The sequence below is a fragment of the Bacillus sp. FSL W7-1034 genome, assembly GCF_038593365.1.
Lineage (GTDB): Bacteria > Bacillota > Bacilli > Bacillales > Bacillaceae > Bacillus > Bacillus altitudinis.
On record NZ_CP151989.1, the window covers coordinates 115,923 to 134,039 of the forward strand.

Genomic DNA, 18,117 nt, shown 5'->3' on the forward strand with positions numbered 1-18,117 from the left:
TGCACCCTCAAGACCCTTGAGGAACACGTATGTTAGTATGCAAGGGCGGTACCCTCCGTTATGGGATGAAGTTGAGAAGGCTGCGAAATGAGGGCTTTCTAAACAGAGTGGAACCGCGTTTTCAAAACGTCTCTGTCATATGGCAGAGGCGTTTTTTATTTGTCCAAAAAAGAGAGCAAGTCCTAAGAGAGATTGATGGGGAAGAACGGGGGGAGCATGTGTTTTTCAAAATGCTGAAAGAAGATATTGATACTGTGTTTGATCAAGATCCTGCTGCTAGAAGCTATCTTGAAGTAGTGCTAACCTATTCAGGGCTTCATGCGATTTGGGCTCATCGTGTTGCGCATGCATTTTACAAGCGTAAGCTGTATTTTCTTGCGCGGATCATTTCTCAGGTCAGCCGGTTTTTCACAGGGGTTGAGATTCACCCAGCAGCAACCATCGGCCGGCGGTTCTTTATTGATCACGGCATGGGCGTCGTGATTGGGGAAACATGTGAAATTGGCGATAACGTCACTGTTTTCCAAGGCGTGACATTAGGGGGAACAGGGAAAGAAAAGGGAAAGCGGCATCCAACTATTTTGGACGATGCCCTGATTGCGACTGGTGCTAAGGTGCTCGGTTCCATTACCGTAGGAAAAGGGTCCAAGATTGGTGCGGGGTCTGTTGTGTTAAAAGACGTACCAGACCATTCTACTGTTGTAGGTATACCTGGGCGAGTGGTCGTTCAAAATGGAAAGAAAATCAATCGTGATCTCAATCATCAAGATTTGCCAGATCCAGTTTCTGATCGTTTCAAAGAATTGGAGCGAGAAATGGAAAAGCTAAAACGTGAGCTGGCTTCATTGAGCAGAAAGGAAGAACAATCATGACAATCAATATTTATAATACATTGACACGTAAGAAGGAAGAGTTTGTCCCACTTGAACCAGGAAAGGTCAAAATGTATGTATGCGGACCAACCGTGTATAACTACATTCATATCGGGAATGCAAGACCTGCCATTGTATATGACACGGTACGTAAGTATTTAGAATATAGCGGCTATGATGTGAATTTCGTATCCAACTTTACTGATGTGGATGATAAACTCATCAAAGCAGCAAATGAATTAGGCGAAGATGTCCCAACGATTGCTGATCGATTTATCCAAGCATACTTTGAGGACGTCAGTGCATTAGGCTGCAAAAAAGCAGACCTTCACCCGCGAGTGACAGAAAATATGGATGATATCATTGCGTTTATCGCCACATTGATTGAAAAAGGCTACGCCTATGAGGCAGATGGTGACGTGTATTACAGCACACGCTCATTTGAAGGCTACGGAAAACTGTCTCACCAATCGATTGATGAATTAAAGACAGGTGCCCGTATTCGTGTAGGTGAGAAGAAACGAGATGCGCTGGACTTTGCTTTATGGAAGGCTGCAAAGGACCAAGAAATCTCATGGGATAGCCCGTGGGGCGAAGGACGCCCAGGCTGGCATATCGAATGCTCAGCCATGGTTAAAAAATATTTAGGTGATACGATCGATATTCATGCAGGCGGACAGGATTTAACCTTCCCTCATCATGAAAATGAAATCGCTCAATCTGAGGCTTTGACAGGCAAACCTTTTGCAAAGTATTGGATGCATAACGGATATATTAATATTGAGAATGAAAAAATGTCAAAATCACTAGGTAACTTTGTGCTCGTGCATGACATTGTGAAAGAACAAGATCCTGACGTCCTTCGATTCTTTATGTTATCGGTTCACTACCGTCATCCAATTAACTACTCAATGGACTTACTAGAGAGTACAAAGAGTGCGTTTAACCGACTCAAAACGTCGTATGCTAATTTACATCATCGCCTTGAAAGCAGCACGAATATCACAGAAGATAACACTGAATGGTTGACAAAGATTGAAGAGCAGCGAGCGACATTTATTTCTGAAATGAATGATGACTTCAATACGGCAAATGCCATCTCTGTTTTATTTGAACTAGCGAAACAAGCGAATTACTATATGGAAAATGATCATACTTCCGAGGAAGTGATCAAGGCATTTATTGGCTTGTTCCAAGAAATCACATCCGTCCTCGGCTTCTCACTAGAAGAAAAGCACACGCTTGACGAAGAGGTAGAAGCATTAATTGAGAAGCGGAATGAAGCTAGAAGGAATCGTGACTTCGCATTGTCTGATCAAATTCGTGACCAGTTAAAGAGCATGAATATTGTATTGGAGGACACTCCTCAAGGTACGCGCTGGAAAAGAGGAGAATAGGTCATGTTGAATTTTGAAAAGCTGAAAGACGGAAAACAGTTGAACGGACTTGCACTTGCTTATATGGGTGATGCCATTTTTGAAGTATACGTGAGGCATCACCTCCTCCAAACGGGGGCGACCAAACCAAATGAGCTTCATAAACGTGCAAGTAAAATCGTTTCAGCTAAATCTCAGGCCGCTATTTTATTTGAGCTTCAGCAGAAGGGCTTTTTCACAGAAGTGGAAGAAGCGGTGCTGAAAAGAGGAAGAAATGCAAAATCAGGCACAGTGCCTAAAAACACAGACGTTCAAACGTATCGTTATAGTACAGCGTTTGAAGCGCTCATGGGTTATTTATTTATTGAGAAGCAGGACGAACGCTTAGAAGAGTTGATTAGTCAGGCGATTGAAATCGGAACGTCAGGGAGGAAGACAAATGAGTCAGCAACATGATTATGTGATTGGGAAAAATGCAGTGATTGAAACACTGAAGTCAGATCGGGAGTTATACAAGCTCTGGATGGCAGAAAACACTGTAAAAGGACAAGCCCAGCAGGTCATTGAACTCGCGAAAAAGCAAAATATCACCATTCAGTATGTTCCGAGGAAAAAGCTTGATCAGATGGTAACAGGTCAGCACCAGGGAATCGTTGCACAAGTAGCAGCATATGAATATGCAGAATTGGACGATCTGTATCAAATTGCTGAAAAGCGGAATGAACAACCATTTTTCATCATCTTAGATGAAATTGAAGATCCGCACAATTTAGGGTCGATCATGCGTACGGCCGATGCTGTTGGTGCACATGGAATCGTCATTCCAAAACGACGAGCGGTAGGCTTGACGACAACTGTTGCGAAAGCATCTACTGGAGCCATTGAACATATCCCGGTCGCAAAAGTAACCAATCTTTCCAGAGCTCTTGATGAAATGAAAGAAAGAGGAATTTGGGTCGCAGGAACAGATGCATCTGCGAAGCAGGACTACAGACAATTTGATGGCACGATGCCTCTCGCTCTTGTCATTGGCAGTGAAGGAAAAGGAATTGGCCGATTGATTAAGGAAAAATGTGATTTCTTGATTAAATTGCCAATGGCCGGGAAGGTCACTTCATTAAATGCATCAGTTGCCGCTAGTCTATTGATGTATGAAGTGTATCGAAAACGTTATCCGTTAGGAGAATAGAGATGGACATCCTCTTAGTCGATGGATACAACATGATAGGTGCATGGCCTCGTTTGCAGCACTTAAAAGAAAACAGCTTTGAAGAAGCCAGAGACGTGCTGATTCAACATTTAGCAGAATATCAAGCATATACAGGGTATCGAGTCATTGTCGTATTCGATGCCCATATGGTCAAAGGAATCGAAAAGAAGCGGACAAACCACCGAGTAGAGGTCATCTTTACAAGAGAAAATGAAACGGCTGATGAGCGGATTGAAAAACTGGCACAAGACTTAAATAACATTCGGACGCAAATTCATGTGGCGACCTCTGATTACACAGAACAATGGGCGATTTTTGGACAGGGTGCACTTCGTAAGTCAGCACGAGAGCTCTTAAGAGAGATAGAAGTGATTGAACGAAAGATTGAAACACGTGTCAAAAAGATTACTTCTGATAAACCAGCATCCAAAATTGAATTGTCAGAAGATGTATTGAAAACGTTTGAAAAATGGCGGCGGGGAAACTTGGAATAGCTTGACGATATTTCAACCATTATTGTATAATATTTCTATCTAGGTGCGGTCGGGGGGATCGAAGTGAATCTAAACAACAGCAAGGGTAAGTCCATCAGAGAGCAATTTTGCCAGTTGGAAGATGAACAAGTCATTGAAAGGGTTCATGTCGGAGATAGTGATGCGCTAGATTATTTAATAACGAAATACCGCAATTTTGTACGTGCGAAAGCAAGATCTTATTTCTTGATTGGAGCGGATCGAGAGGACATTGTCCAAGAGGGGATGATCGGACTTTATAAGTCTATCCGCGATTTCAGAGAGGACAAGCTTACTTCATTTAAGGCTTTTGCAGAATTATGTATTACCCGCCAAATTATCACCGCAATTAAAACAGCTACTCGCCAAAAACATATCCCGTTAAATTCCTATGTATCATTAGACAAGCCGATATACGATGAAGAATCGGACAGAACATTATTGGACGTCATTTCCGGTGCTAAAGCGCTTAACCCAGAAGATTTAATCATTAGCAAAGAAGAATTTGATGATATTGAAATGAAAATGGGTGAATTACTAAGCGAGCTGGAAAGAAAGGTACTTGTGCTTTATCTTGATGGCAGGTCCTATCAGGAGATTTCTGAAGATTTAAACCGTCATGTGAAATCAATTGATAACGCACTCCAAAGAGTAAAGAGAAAATTAGAGAAATATTTAGAGCTGCGCGAGATCAGTCTCTAATCAAACCTATATTGACAGCTTTTTCGACACTGTGATAAGGTACTAAGGAAATGATGTCGAGAAAATAGGTGTAAATATGAGGAAAAAGATTACTCTAGCCTGTAAAGACTGCGGAAGCCGCAATTATACGACAATGAAAAGTGTTGCTTCAGCAGCTGAAAGATTAGAAGTTAAGAAATATTGCAAGACTTGTAATTCACATAAAACACATTTAGAAACGAAGTAGGATTTGCGTTCTTTAATCTGTGGAGGTCTTTTACATGCGTATTATCAGTTTCTTAAAAAGTGTCGGGAAAGAAATGAAAAAGGTCAGCTGGCCAAAGAAAAACGAAATGGTCCGCTACACGATCACTGTTATTTTAACAGTCGTATTTTTTGCCATCTTTTTCTCTTTTCTTGATATAGGAATCTCACAATTAATCGAATTAATTCATTAATACTTGAATAATGGTCTGCTGAACGTGCTATAATAGATCATAATATGACTTGCCAAAAAACCCGTTTTACGGGTTTTTTCAATTGCTTGAAAATATTTACCGGTACTCGAGATTCGTCAAATAGACATTACGAAATGTGGGGAGGGAAGGACTAAATAGTCCTGAACGAAAATGGAAAAGAATTGGTATGTTGTGCATACGTACTCTGGCTATGAGAACAAAGTGAAAGCGAACTTGGAAAAGCGTGTTGAATCAATGGGCATGCAGGATAAAATTTTCCGCGTTGTTGTACCAGAAGAAGAAGAAACGGACATTAAAAACGGTAAGAAAAAAGTAGTGAAAAAGAAAGTATTCCCTGGATATGTGCTAGTAGAAATCGTCATGACTGACGATTCTTGGTATGTCGTTCGTAATACACCAGGTGTGACAGGATTCGTTGGATCAGCTGGATCAGGCTCTAAGCCGACAGCGTTATTACCTGGCGAAGCGGAAACCATTCTGAAGAGAATGGGACTTGAAGAGCGCAAGACAGAAATCGACTTTGAACTAAAAGAAACAGTCAAGGTCATCGATGGACCATTTGCTAACTTCACAGGCTCTATCGAAGAGATTGATTATGATAAAAGCAAAGTCAAAGTATTCGTTAATATGTTTGGTAGAGAAACTCCTGTGGAACTTGAGTTCACACAGATCGATAAATTGTAATTTAAAAGAGCTTGAAATGAGTGTATAGAAGTGGTAATATAGCAAAGGTACGTCTTGAGTTCGCTCAAGATCGCTAGCTAGTTATTTCGTCATTCATATAAAGAATGAAGTTGTTGAGTGGGAGGGGGATTCCCCTATTACCACATCACGGACTTTAAGGAGGTGTGTCTCGTGGCTAAAAAAGTAGTAAAAGTTGTTAAATTGCAAATTCCTGCTGGAAAAGCTAACCCAGCTCCACCAGTTGGACCTGCACTAGGTCAAGCCGGTGTTAATATCATGGGATTCTGTAAGGAGTTTAACGCTCGTACAGCTGACCAAGCTGGTCTTATCATTCCTGTTGAAATTTCGGTTTTTGAAGACCGTTCATTTACATTTATTACTAAAACTCCACCTGCTGCAGTATTACTTAAAAAAGCAGCTGGTATTGAGTCTGGTTCTGGTGAACCTAACCGTAATAAAGTGGCAACTGTTAAGCGTGATAAAGTACGCGAAATCGCGGAAACAAAAATGCCTGACTTAAACGCTGCTAGCGTTGAATCAGCTATGCGCATGGTTGAAGGTACTGCACGCAGTATGGGTATTGTCATCGAAGATTAATTTTTTGTCTTGTTGGGTTGCGAGTTTGGTTTTGACAAGTTCGCAACCCTTATTCGTGGGAGGTTATTCCGCTAAAACCACATAAGGAGGATTTTTATAATGGCTAAAAAAGGTAAAAAGTATGTAGAAGCTGCTAAGCTGATCGATCGTACAAAAGCGTATGATGTTGCTGAAGCTGTTTCTCTTACAAAAAAAGCAAATACAGCGAAATTTGATGCGACTGTAGAAGTTGCTTTTCGTTTGGGTGTAGACCCTCGTAAAAACGATCAACAAATCCGCGGTGCAGTTGTACTTCCTAACGGAACTGGTAAAACTCAACGCGTTCTTGTGTTCGCTAAAGGCGAAAAAGCAAAAGAAGCAGAAGCTGCTGGAGCAGACTACGTTGGAGATTCTGATTACATCACTAAAATCCAACAAGGCTGGTTCGAATTCGATGTAATCGTTGCGACACCTGACATGATGGGTGAAGTTGGTAAGATCGGTCGTGTACTTGGACCAAAAGGTCTTATGCCAAACCCTAAAACAGGAACTGTTACATTCGAAGTAGAAAAAGCAATCAATGAAATCAAAGCTGGTAAAGTAGAATACCGCGTTGATAAAGCTGGTAACATCCACGCGCCAATCGGAAAGGTTTCTTTCGAGGACGAAAAGCTTGTTGAGAACTTTGCAACAATCTATGACACAATCCTTAAAGCAAAACCTGCAGCGGCTAAAGGTGTATACGTGAAAAACGTTTCTGTTACATCTACTATGGGCCCTGGCGTGAAAGTGGATCCATCTTCTTTTTCTGCAAAATAATTCTTGACTTATCACAACCGTTTTGATAATATCAAAATGTTGTAAAATAGAATAATCATTTATACCGTAGACAGCAGGGGCCTTATGGCTTAATTAACCCGCCGAGGTGTATATGTCACAGTCTTACGTTAACGTATGCTTGTATATACAGCCTCCATGTCTTAATGGAGGCTTTTTATATGGAGAACCGTTCGTTAGGAACGTGATGGCCTGATCGGTATAAGTGTTACACAAAGAATGTACAGGAGGTGTAACCATGAGCAATGCAATCGATACTAAAAAAGTTGTCGTTGATGAAATTACTTCTAAATTTAAAGACAGTATGTCTACTGTAATCGTAGATTACCGCGGTCTTTCAGTTTCTGAAGTGACTGAACTTCGTAAACAGCTTCGTGATGCTGGCGTAGAATTCAAAGTTTACAAAAACACTTTGACTCGCCGTGCAGTTGAACAAGTTGAACTAACGGGTTTAAACGATTTCTTAACAGGTCCAAACGCTATCGCATTCAGTAACGAAGATGTTATCGCACCTGCGAAAATCATCAACGAATTTGCGAAAAGCCACGAAGCTTTAGAAATCAAAGCTGGTGTTATCGAAGGAAACGTAGCGACTGTAGAAGAAGTGAAGGCTCTTGCGGAACTTCCGTCTCGCGAAGGCTTACTTTCTATGTTGCTTAGCGTTCTTCAAGCTCCAGTTCGTAACCTTGCTCTTGCTACTAAAGCAGTTGCAGATCAAAAAGAAGAACAAGGCGCTTAATGCGTACTTGACGTAAAAAAACTTAAAATGGAGGAATTACAAATGGCTTTAAATATCGAAGAAATCATTGCTTCAGTTAAAGAAGCAACTGTACTTGAGTTAAACGACTTAGTAAAAGCAATCGAAGAAGAATTTGGCGTAACTGCTGCTGCTCCTGTAGCTGTAGCTGCTGGTGGCGGTGCTGCTGCTGAAGAAAAAACTGATTTTGATCTAGTACTTGCTGGTGCTGGAGACCAAAAAATCAAAGTTATCAAAGTGGTTCGTGAAATCACTGGTCTTGGCTTGAAAGAAGCTAAAGAACTTGTTGACAACACTCCAAAACCACTTAAAGAAGGTATTGCTAAAGAAGAAGCTGAAGAACTTAAAGCTAAGCTTGAAGAAGTTGGCGCTTCTGTAGAAGTTAAGTAATCTTCGCCTAATCTTTTGGGAAAGCTCGCTTTTACTGGCGGGCTTTTTCTTTTCTTATCTCCTGAAACGATTGAATCCAGAGGAGGTCCATTCACCATGAGTGACCACTATTATACGGAAAAGCCATCAGTGAAAAGCAATAAACAGACATGGGACTTCACCTTGAGAAACCGTAGCTTTACTTTTACAAGTGACAGTGGAGTGTTTTCTAAGAAAGAAGTCGACTATGGTTCGAGGCTTTTAATTGAAGCTTTTGAAGAACCTGACTTGGATGGCGACGTCTTAGATGTCGGTTGCGGTTATGGACCGATCGGCTTATCATTAGCAAACGAAATGACAGGCCGCACCATTCATATGATTGATGTGAACGAAAGAGCAGTCGAACTTTCAAAGGAAAACGCTAAGCATAATCGCATTGATAATGTCCGCATCTATCAAAGTGATTTGTTCTCGAATGTTCATTCATCAGCTGCTTTTGCCTCTATACTGACCAATCCCCCAATACGGGCAGGGAAGAAAGTAGTACATGCGATCTTTGAAAAAAGTGCTGATCATTTATTGCCGGAAGGTGAGTTGTGGGTGGTTATTCAGAAAAAACAAGGTGGACCATCTGCGATTGAGAAATTAGAGCAGCTTTTTGGAGAAGTGACGGTCGTTATGAAAAAAAAGGGCTACTATATTATCAAAGCTAAAAAAGTTTGACGCAGTTTCCTAGCTGTGTTAACATTATAAAATGCCAATGTGTATATTTTGCTTGATAGGCTTAAAAAACAACTATTTTGTATAAATTATGCATACTTGGGAAAACTAATAAAATCGGTATTTGTTTTTGGATGTGGTTTTCTTATTTTAGAAACCCTTTTTTCTTTTGTCTTGTAAAAGTATTTCTTTACTGACATTTGAAAGACAGAAATACTTTTTACACATATAATACGCATGATTTGAGGGGTGAATCAGTTGACAGGTCAACTAGTTCAGTATGGACGACACCGCCAGCGCAGAAGCTACGCACGCATAAGCGAAGTGTTAGAATTACCAAATCTCATTGAAATTCAAACCTCTTCTTATCAGTGGTTTCTTGATGAGGGTCTTAGAGAGATGTTTCAAGATATATCCCCAATTGAGGATTTTACTGGTAACCTTTCTCTTGAATTCATTGATTACAGCCTAGGGGATCCTAAGTATCCTGTAGCAGAATCAAAAGAACGTGATGTAACTTACTCTGCTCCACTAAGAGTAAAAGTTCGTTTAATTAACAAAGAAACTGGAGAAGTAAAAGACCAAGATGTGTTTATGGGTGATTTCCCAATCATGACAGACACAGGTACTTTTATCATTAATGGTGCGGAACGTGTAATCGTTTCTCAGTTAGTACGTTCTCCAAGTGTATATTTCAGTGGTAAAGTAGACAAAAACGGTAAAAAAGGTTTTACTGCGACTGTCATTCCAAACCGTGGCGCATGGTTAGAATACGAAACTGATGCGAAGGATGTAGTCTATGTACGCATCGATCGCACACGTAAGTTGCCGGTTACGGTTCTTTTGCGTGCTCTCGGCTTCAGCTCTGATCAAGAGATTCTTGACCTCATTGGCGAGAATGAATACTTACGCAACACGTTGGAAAAAGACAATACAGAGAATGCCGATAAAGCACTTCTCGAAATCTACGAGCGTCTTCGTCCCGGAGAGCCGCCAACTGTTGAAAATGCGAAAAGCTTGCTAGACTCTCGCTTCTTTGATCCGAAGAGATATGACTTAGCAAATGTTGGACGCTACAAGATTAATAAGAAGCTTCATATTAAAAATAGACTATTCAATCAAAAATTGGCTGAAACGCTAGTTGATCCTGAAACAGGTGAAATCCTAGCAGAAAAAGGTCAAATTTTAGATAGAAGAGTGCTTGATAAAGTTCTTCCATACTTAGAAAACGGCATCGGATTTAGAAAGCTTTATCCAAATGGTGGCGTAGTAGAGGATGAAGTAGAACTTCAATCTATCAAGATTTATGCACCAACTGATCAAGAAGGCGAGCAAGTGATCAACGTGATTGGTAATGCATATGTAGAGGAAGCTGTGAAGAACATCACGCCTTCTGACATCATTGCTTCAATCAGTTACTTCTTTAACCTGCTTCATGGAGTAGGTGACACAGATGATATCGATCACCTTGGTAACCGTCGTCTGCGTTCTGTAGGTGAACTTCTGCAAAACCAATTCCGTATTGGTTTAAGCAGAATGGAGCGTGTTGTTCGTGAAAGAATGTCGATTCAAGACACGAACACGATCACACCTCAGCAGCTGATCAACATCCGTCCTGTGATCGCTTCTATCAAAGAGTTCTTTGGTAGCTCTCAGCTTTCTCAGTTCATGGATCAAACAAACCCGCTTGCTGAATTGACACACAAACGTCGTCTATCAGCGCTTGGACCGGGTGGTTTGACACGTGAGCGTGCAGGAATGGAAGTTCGTGACGTTCACTATTCTCACTATGGTCGTATGTGTCCGATTGAAACACCAGAGGGTCCAAACATTGGTTTGATCAACTCTCTATCTTCATTTGCGAAAGTGAACCGCTTCGGATTTATCGAAACACCTTACCGTCGGGTTGATCCTGAAACAGGTAAAGTGACGCCGAGAATCGATTACTTAACAGCTGATGAAGAGGATAACTACGTTGTAGCACAAGCGAACGCTCAGCTAGCTGATGATGGTTCGTTTATCGATGATAACATTATCGCTCGTTTCAGAGGGGAAAACACCGTTGTTCCTCGAAACCGCGTTGACTACATGGACGTTTCGCCGAAGCAGGTTGTTTCTGCAGCGACAGCATGTATCCCATTCTTAGAAAACGATGACTCTAACCGTGCTCTAATGGGAGCGAACATGCAACGTCAGGCTGTGCCTTTGATGCAGCCGGAATCACCGATTGTTGGTACAGGTATGGAGTATGTATCAGGTAAAGACTCTGGTGCTGCTGTGATCTGTCGTTACCCAGGTGTTGTAGAACGTGTTGAAGCGAAGAATATTTGGGTTCGCCGTTATGAAGACGTTGACGGACAACAAGTCAAAGGAAACCTAGACAAATACAGCTTGCTGAAATTTGTCCGCTCTAACCAAGGGACTTGCTACAACCAGCGCCCAATTGTAAGTGTTGGAGATGAAGTCGTCAAAGGAGAAATCCTTGCAGACGGTCCTTCTATGGAAAAAGGTGAATTGGCTCTAGGACGTAACGTCATGGTCGGCTTCATGACTTGGGACGGTTACAACTATGAGGATGCGATCATTATGAGTGAGCGCCTTGTAAAAGATGACGTCTACACTTCTATTCATATTGAAGAATATGAATCAGAAGCTCGTGATACAAAGCTTGGACCAGAAGAAATTACGCGTGATATTCCAAACGTTGGGGAAGATGCTTTACGCAACCTTGACGAGCGTGGAATCATCCGTATTGGTGCAGAAGTAAAAGACGGAGATCTTCTTGTCGGGAAAGTAACGCCTAAAGGTGTAACAGAACTAACAGCTGAAGAACGTCTATTACATGCAATCTTCGGTGAAAAGGCTCGTGAAGTACGTGATACGTCTCTACGTGTACCACACGGCGGCGGCGGAATCATCCACGATGTCAAAGTCTTTAACCGTGAAGATGGAGATGAATTACCACCAGGTGTTAACCAGTTAGTCCGTGTATACATCGTTCAGAAGCGTAAAATTTCTGAAGGTGACAAAATGGCCGGACGACATGGTAACAAAGGTGTTATCTCTAAGATTCTTCCAGAAGAAGATATGCCGTATCTTCCAGATGGAACACCGATTGATATCATGTTAAACCCTCTAGGGGTACCATCTCGTATGAATATCGGTCAGGTACTTGAGCTTCATATGGGTATGGCTGCACGTTACCTAGGCATCCACATTGCGTCACCAGTATTTGATGGTGCGCGTGAGGAAGATGTTTGGGAAACGCTTGAAGAAGCAGGTATGTCCCGTGATGCGAAAACAGTCCTTTATGACGGTCGAACTGGTGAACCATTCGATAACCGTGTATCTGTTGGAATCATGTATATGATCAAACTGGCTCACATGGTTGACGATAAACTTCACGCTCGTTCAACTGGACCATACTCACTTGTTACGCAGCAGCCACTGGGCGGTAAAGCACAGTTTGGTGGACAGCGTTTCGGAGAGATGGAAGTATGGGCACTTGAAGCTTACGGTGCAGCATATACACTTCAAGAAATCTTAACTGTAAAATCGGATGACGTTGTGGGTCGTGTGAAAACATACGAAGCGATCGTCAAAGGGGATAACGTACCTGAACCAGGTGTCCCTGAATCATTCAAAGTATTAATTAAAGAACTTCAAAGTTTAGGTATGGATGTGAAAATCCTATCTGGCGATGAAGAAGAGATAGAAATGAGAGATTTAGAAGACGATGAGGAAACGAAGAAAGCAGACGGATTAGCGTTATCTAATGACGAAGATGCTGCAGACCTCGCACCTGTCGATCTTGAACGTGACGCAGTCACAAAAGAATAGCAGAAACGATTAGAGCAAGTGACTAGGGTATAACCCGAAGATTAAAAGGGAGGTAGGCCCCTTGCTAGATGTGAACAATTTTGAGTATATGAACATCGGTCTCGCATCACCTGATAAAATCCGTTCTTGGTCTTTTGGTGAAGTGAAAAAGCCTGAAACGATTAACTATCGTACACTGAAACCGGAAAAAGATGGTCTCTTTTGTGAACGTATCTTCGGACCGCAAAAAGACTGGGAATGTCATTGTGGAAAGTATAAACGCGTTCGTTATAAGGGTGTTGTATGTGACCGTTGTGGTGTAGAAGTAACACGGGCAAAAGTCCGTCGTGAGAGAATGGGGCATATCGAACTGGCTGCCCCAGTTTCCCACATTTGGTATTTCAAAGGTATCCCAAGCCGTATGGGTCTTGTTCTAGATATGTCACCACGTGCGTTAGAAGAAGTGATTTACTTCGCTTCTTACGTCGTGACTGATCCGGGCAACACACCGCTTGAGAAGAAACAACTTCTTTCTGAGAAAGAATTCCGTGCTTATTTAGATAAATACGGTAACACCTTCCAAGCAGCTATGGGTGCAGAAGCAATTAACAAACTTCTTCAAGATATCGATCTTGTGAAAGAAGTAGATACACTCAAAGAAGAGCTGAAAACAGCTCAAGGACAGCGTCGTACACGTGCGATCAAACGCCTTGAAGTGTTGGAAGCTTTCCGTAACTCAGGAAACAAACCGTCTTGGATGATCCTTGATGTACTTCCGGTTATTCCACCAGAATTACGTCCAATGGTTCAGCTTGATGGTGGACGTTTTGCTACTTCTGACTTGAACGACCTTTATCGTCGTGTCATCAACCGTAACAATCGTCTGAAACGTTTATTAGATCTTGGCGCGCCAAGCATCATCGTTCAGAACGAGAAGCGTATGCTTCAAGAAGCTGTCGATGCCTTGATTGATAATGGACGTAGAGGCCGACCAGTAACAGGACCAGGAAATAGACCATTGAAATCTCTTTCTCACATGCTGAAAGGGAAACAAGGGCGTTTCCGTCAAAACTTGCTTGGTAAACGTGTTGACTATTCTGGACGTTCCGTTATCGTCGTTGGACCACATTTGAAAATGTATCAGTGTGGACTTCCGAAAGAAATGGCTCTTGAACTATTCAAACCATTCGTGATGAAGGAGCTTGTTGAAAAAGGATTAGCTCACAACATTAAGAGCGCGAAACGTAAGATTGAGCGCGTGCAGCCGGAAGTTTGGGATGTTTTAGAATCAGTGATTCGTGAGCATCCAGTCTTACTAAACCGTGCACCAACTCTTCACAGACTTGGTATTCAAGCGTTTGAACCTACACTTGTGGAAGGACGCGCAATTCGTCTGCATCCACTTGTATGTACTGCCTACAACGCTGACTTTGATGGTGACCAAATGGCGGTTCACGTACCATTATCTGCTGAAGCTCAAGCTGAAGCTCGTATCTTAATGCTTGCTGCTCAAAACATTTTGAACCCGAAAGATGGAAAACCTGTTGTTACGCCATCTCAGGATATGGTGCTAGGTAACTACTACCTTACACTTGAGCGTAAAGGTGCTATCGGAGAAGGTATGGTCTTCAAAGATACGAACGAAGCCCTTCTAGCTTATCAAAATGGGTATGTGCATCTTCATACACGTGTAGCTGTTGCAGCTAACTCGTTGAAGAATGTGACATTCACTGATGAACAGCGTTCTAAATTGTTGATTACAACAGTTGGAAAACTAATCTTTAACGAAATCTTACCGGAATCATTCCCTTACATGAATGAGCCGACAAAGAGCAATATTGAAGAAAAAACGCCTGACCGCTTCTTCCTTGAAAAAGGTGAAGATGTCAAAGCTGCGATCGAGAAACAAGAAATCAATGCGCCGTTCAAAAAAGGTATTTTAGGTAAAATCATTGCGGAAATCTTTAAGAGATTCCATATCACTGAAACATCTAAAATGCTTGACCGCATGAAAAATCTTGGTTTCAAATACTCTACTAAAGCGGGTATTACGGTTGGGGTGTCTGATATCGTCGTATTAGATGATAAACAGAAGATCCTCGAAGAAGCGCAAGCAAAAGTAGATAACGTCATGAAGCAATTCAGACGTGGTTTGATTACTGAAGAAGAGCGTTACGAGAGAGTCATTTCGATCTGGAGTTCTTCTAAAGATGTCATCCAAGGTAAACTGATGAAGTCCCTTGATGAAGTCAACCCTATCTACATGATGAGTGACTCTGGAGCGCGTGGTAACGCATCTAACTTCACTCAGCTGGCTGGTATGCGTGGTCTGATGGCCAACCCGGCTGGACGTATCATTGAACTTCCGATTAAATCTAGTTTCCGTGAAGGTTTAACCGTATTGGAATACTTTATTTCCACTCACGGAGCGCGTAAAGGTCTTGCCGATACAGCTCTTAAAACAGCTGACTCTGGTTACCTCACGCGTCGTCTCGTTGACGTTGCGCAGGATGTTATCATCCGTGAAACAGATTGCGGTACAGACCGTGGAATCTTGGCGAAGTCCATTAAAGAAGGAAATGAAATTATTGAGAAACTTGAAGAACGTCTTATCGGACGTTTTGCAAGAAAACCAATTGTTCATCCTGAAACGGGCGAAGTCATTGTTGGCGAAAACGAACTAATTGATGAAGATAAAGCACTTGAAGTAGTTGAAGCAGGAATCGAGGAAGTATGGATCCGTTCTGCATTTACATGTAACACGCCTCATGGTGTATGTAAACGATGCTACGGCCGTAACCTTGCAACTGGTACTGACGTTGAAGTCGGTGAAGCAGTTGGAATCATCGCTGCACAATCGATCGGTGAGCCAGGAACACAGCTTACAATGCGTACGTTCCACACCGGTGGGGTAGCAGGAGACGATATCACTCAAGGTTTACCTCGTATCCAAGAGTTATTTGAAGCGCGTAATCCGAAAGGGCAGGCAACCATTTCTGAAATTGATGGTGTCGTTGCTGAAATTAACGATGTTCGTGACAAGCAACAGGAAATTGTGGTTCAAGGCGAAGTTGAAACTCGCTCTTACACAGCTCCTTACAATGCACGTCTGAAAGTTGTTGAAGGTGACAAAGTCACTCGTGGTCAAGTACTGACAGAAGGTTCAATCGATCCGAAAGAACTTCTTAAAGTGACTGACATGACAGCTGTTCAAGAATATCTGCTTCATGAAGTACAAAAAGTATACCGTATGCAAGGGGTAGAAATCGGAGATAAGCACGTAGAAGTAATGGTTCGCCAAATGCTTCGTAAAGTGCGTGTCGCTGATGCAGGGGATACAGATGTATTACCAGGCACACTTCTTGATGTACACCAATTCACAGAAGCGAACAAAAAAGTACTATTCGAAGGCAAACGTCCTGCAACAGGCCGTCCAGTTCTTCTTGGTATTACAAAAGCATCGCTTGAAACAGACTCATTCTTGTCTGCAGCATCCTTCCAAGAAACGACTCGTGTCCTAACAGATGCGGCGATCAAAGGAAAACGTGATGAACTGCTTGGCTTGAAAGAGAATGTCATCATCGGTAAACTTGTTCCTGCTGGAACTGGAATGCCGAACTACCGTAAAGTTAAGCCGGTTTCACAAGTGCAGCCGTCTGACGATATGGTTCCTGTAGAGTAATCTTTCTCTTAAGATTTCTATAAAAATCATCAAAAAATGGTGAAGGATGTCAAGATTATCTGTCAAACGATATTGACATCCTTCTGCCATGATGATAATATAACCAAGGTGCTCAAAATAAAACCTGTTACTTTGGAGGATATTCGATGTCTTATGATAAAGTATCACAGGCTCAATCCATTATTATTGGTACGAAGCAAACAGTAAAAGCTCTGAAACGAGATTCAGTGAAGGAAATCGTCGTAGCGAAAGATGCTGATCCTGCTTTAACCGCTAGTGTAATGAAACTAGCGCAAGAGAAGGGTGTAGACATTTTAGTGGTAGATTCCATGAAAAAGCTCGGCAAGGCCTGCGGAATTGAAGTTGGGGCAGCAGCTGTTGCCATTATGTTATAGCGTACTTGTTTTGTTTTTGCATGCTTAAAATGCAAAAGCATTGTTTTTTGCCTTTTGATGAACCACCTGGGTATGTGGGTTATAAAAAAAGTAATGAAGGGAGGAATAACAACATGCCTACAATTAATCAGCTAATACGCAAAGGACGCGTGAGTAAAGTTGAAAACTCAAAGTCTCCTGCACTTAACAAAGGATACAACAGTTTCAAAAAAGAGCACACTAACGTAACATCTCCACAGAAGCGCGGGGTTTGTACTCGTGTCGGTACAATGACACCGAAAAAACCAAACTCAGCACTACGTAAATATGCTCGTGTACGTTTGTCTAACCTGATTGAGGTAACAGCTTACATTCCTGGTATCGGACATAACCTACAAGAGCACAGTGTAGTACTTATCCGTGGCGGACGTGTAAAAGACTTACCGGGTGTACGTTACCACATCGTTCGTGGTGCGCTTGATACTGCCGGAGTTGACGGTCGTATGCAAGGACGTTCTAAATACGGAACAAAACGCCCTAAACAAAGCAAATAATATAAACAAACATAAGGGTTTTTAGAAGTTGAGTTCAGTTCAGTGGAGTCAGGCAGCTGACAATGAAATTGAGATGAAAGACAGATAGAAATCCTTTTAAAAGAGAAGGGAGGCTATTCAGATGCCACGTAAAGGTCCTGTAGCAAAAAGAGACGTTTTGCCAGATCCAATTTACAATTCTAAACTTGTATCTCGTTTGATCAACAAAATGATGATCGACGGTAAAAGAGGAAAGTCACAAACTATTCTCTACAAGTCATTTGATATCATCAAAGAACGTACTGGTAATGAAGCGATGGAGGTTTTCGAACAAGCCTTGAAAAACATCATGCCAGTTCTTGAAGTTAAAGCACGTCGTGTAGGTGGAGCTAACTACCAAGTTCCTGTAGAAGTTCGCCCAGATCGTCGTACGACTTTAGGTCTTCGCTGGTTAGTAAACTACGCTCGTCTTCGTGGAGAAAAAACGATGGAAGAGCGTCTTGCTAACGAAATCCTTGACGCAGCTAACAACACTGGTGCTGCTGTTAAGAAACGTGAAGATACACACAAAATGGCAGAAGCGAACAAAGCATTCGCTCACTACCGCTGGTAGGATTTATACCAAACTAAAAAAAC

19 protein-coding genes and 2 other annotated features (1 of these 21 cut by a window edge) are annotated in these 18,117 nt (G+C 41.9%); all 19 genes read left to right on the forward strand.

The genetic code is table 11. The features are described 5' to 3' along the window. Positions 1-137 (forward strand) — a binding site (T-box leader); it begins 93 nt to the left of the window's first position. Between the two features lie 81 nt (positions 138-218). The 19 genes from cysE to rpsG all read left to right on the forward strand — a co-directional run bounded on the left by cysE (position 219) and on the right by rpsG (position 18,094). Next, positions 219-872 carry a serine O-acetyltransferase gene (gene cysE, locus NST73_RS00620; RefSeq protein WP_017366453.1) on the forward strand — a complete coding sequence of 218 codons (654 nt, stop codon included), beginning with the start codon at positions 219-221 and terminating at the stop codon, positions 870-872. Continuing rightward, the gene (gene cysS, locus NST73_RS00625) at positions 869-2,269 is read left to right on the forward strand and encodes a cysteine--tRNA ligase (protein ID WP_024718297.1); all 1,401 of its coding nucleotides are present in this window, start codon (positions 869-871) and stop codon (positions 2,267-2,269) included. The genes cysE and cysS overlap by 4 nt, the downstream gene beginning before the upstream one ends. Positions 2,270-2,272: 3 nt before the next feature. Further along, positions 2,273-2,704 (forward strand): Mini-ribonuclease 3, encoded by a 432-nt coding sequence (locus NST73_RS00630; RefSeq protein WP_268412724.1) that lies wholly within the window; start codon positions 2,273-2,275, stop codon positions 2,702-2,704. After that, entirely contained in the window at positions 2,688-3,437 is a 750-nt protein-coding gene (gene rlmB, locus NST73_RS00635; protein WP_017359163.1) for a 23S rRNA (guanosine(2251)-2'-O)-methyltransferase RlmB, read from the forward strand. Before NST73_RS00630 ends, rlmB begins: the two co-directional genes overlap by 17 nt. 2 nt (positions 3,438-3,439) lie before the next feature. After that, positions 3,440-3,952, forward strand: coding sequence for a ribosome-dependent mRNA decay endonuclease Rae1/YacP (gene rae1 / locus NST73_RS00640; protein ID WP_007496285.1), 513 nt, complete (start codon positions 3,440-3,442; stop codon positions 3,950-3,952). 63 nt (positions 3,953-4,015) lie between these two features. Next, on the forward strand, positions 4,016-4,672 hold the full coding sequence (sigH, locus tag NST73_RS00645) for an RNA polymerase sporulation sigma factor SigH (RefSeq protein WP_008345424.1): 657 nt from the start codon (positions 4,016-4,018) through the stop codon (positions 4,670-4,672). Positions 4,673-4,748: 76 nt separating this feature from the next. Next, positions 4,749-4,898, forward strand: a complete 150-nt coding sequence (rpmG, locus tag NST73_RS00650; protein WP_008356502.1) for a 50S ribosomal protein L33 — start codon at positions 4,749-4,751, stop codon at positions 4,896-4,898. Between the two features lie 34 nt (positions 4,899-4,932). Then, a complete protein-coding gene (secE, locus tag NST73_RS00655; protein ID WP_008345422.1) occupies positions 4,933-5,109 on the forward strand; it encodes a preprotein translocase subunit SecE in 177 nt (58 codons plus the stop codon). A gap of 171 nt (positions 5,110-5,280) precedes the next feature. Continuing rightward, positions 5,281-5,814, forward strand: a complete 534-nt coding sequence (gene nusG / locus NST73_RS00660; RefSeq protein ID WP_003217197.1) for a transcription termination/antitermination protein NusG — start codon at positions 5,281-5,283, stop codon at positions 5,812-5,814. Positions 5,815-5,985: 171 nt separating this feature from the next. Beyond that, positions 5,986-6,411 carry a 50S ribosomal protein L11 gene (gene rplK, locus NST73_RS00665; protein WP_003216956.1) on the forward strand — a complete coding sequence of 142 codons (426 nt, stop codon included), beginning with the start codon at positions 5,986-5,988 and terminating at the stop codon, positions 6,409-6,411. Between the two features lie 99 nt (positions 6,412-6,510). Then, positions 6,511-7,209: a 50S ribosomal protein L1 gene (gene rplA, locus NST73_RS00670; protein WP_017359164.1), complete on the forward strand. Its 699-nt coding sequence runs from the start codon at positions 6,511-6,513 to the stop codon at positions 7,207-7,209. Positions 7,210-7,255: 46 nt separating this feature from the next. Then, positions 7,256-7,396 (forward strand) — a sequence feature (ribosomal protein L10 leader region). Positions 7,397-7,465: 69 nt separating this feature from the next. Next, on the forward strand, positions 7,466-7,966 hold the full coding sequence (gene rplJ / locus NST73_RS00675; protein ID WP_003217048.1) for a 50S ribosomal protein L10: 501 nt from the start codon (positions 7,466-7,468) through the stop codon (positions 7,964-7,966). A gap of 42 nt (positions 7,967-8,008) precedes the next feature. Beyond that, positions 8,009-8,374, forward strand: a complete 366-nt coding sequence (rplL, locus tag NST73_RS00680) for a 50S ribosomal protein L7/L12 (protein WP_008345418.1) — start codon at positions 8,009-8,011, stop codon at positions 8,372-8,374. 96 nt (positions 8,375-8,470) lie between these two features. Next, positions 8,471-9,076 carry a class I SAM-dependent methyltransferase gene (locus tag NST73_RS00685; protein WP_007496296.1) on the forward strand — a complete coding sequence of 202 codons (606 nt, stop codon included), beginning with the start codon at positions 8,471-8,473 and terminating at the stop codon, positions 9,074-9,076. Positions 9,077-9,331: 255 nt separating this feature from the next. Further along, the gene (gene rpoB / locus NST73_RS00690; RefSeq protein ID WP_024425866.1) at positions 9,332-12,913 is read left to right on the forward strand and encodes a DNA-directed RNA polymerase subunit beta; all 3,582 of its coding nucleotides are present in this window, start codon (positions 9,332-9,334) and stop codon (positions 12,911-12,913) included. 61 nt (positions 12,914-12,974) lie between these two features. Continuing rightward, on the forward strand, positions 12,975-16,574 hold the full coding sequence (gene rpoC, locus NST73_RS00695; RefSeq protein ID WP_007496298.1) for a DNA-directed RNA polymerase subunit beta': 3,600 nt from the start codon (positions 12,975-12,977) through the stop codon (positions 16,572-16,574). Positions 16,575-16,720: 146 nt separating this feature from the next. After that, positions 16,721-16,969, forward strand: a complete 249-nt coding sequence (locus tag NST73_RS00700; RefSeq protein WP_008345416.1) for a 50S ribosomal protein L7ae-like protein — start codon at positions 16,721-16,723, stop codon at positions 16,967-16,969. A 113-nt stretch (positions 16,970-17,082) separates the two neighbouring features. Next, on the forward strand, positions 17,083-17,502 hold the full coding sequence (rpsL, locus tag NST73_RS00705) for a 30S ribosomal protein S12 (RefSeq protein WP_003216962.1): 420 nt from the start codon (positions 17,083-17,085) through the stop codon (positions 17,500-17,502). Positions 17,503-17,623: 121 nt separating this feature from the next. Next, positions 17,624-18,094, forward strand: a complete 471-nt coding sequence (rpsG, locus tag NST73_RS00710) for a 30S ribosomal protein S7 (protein WP_003216884.1) — start codon at positions 17,624-17,626, stop codon at positions 18,092-18,094. Positions 18,095-18,117: the final 23 nt, after the last annotated feature.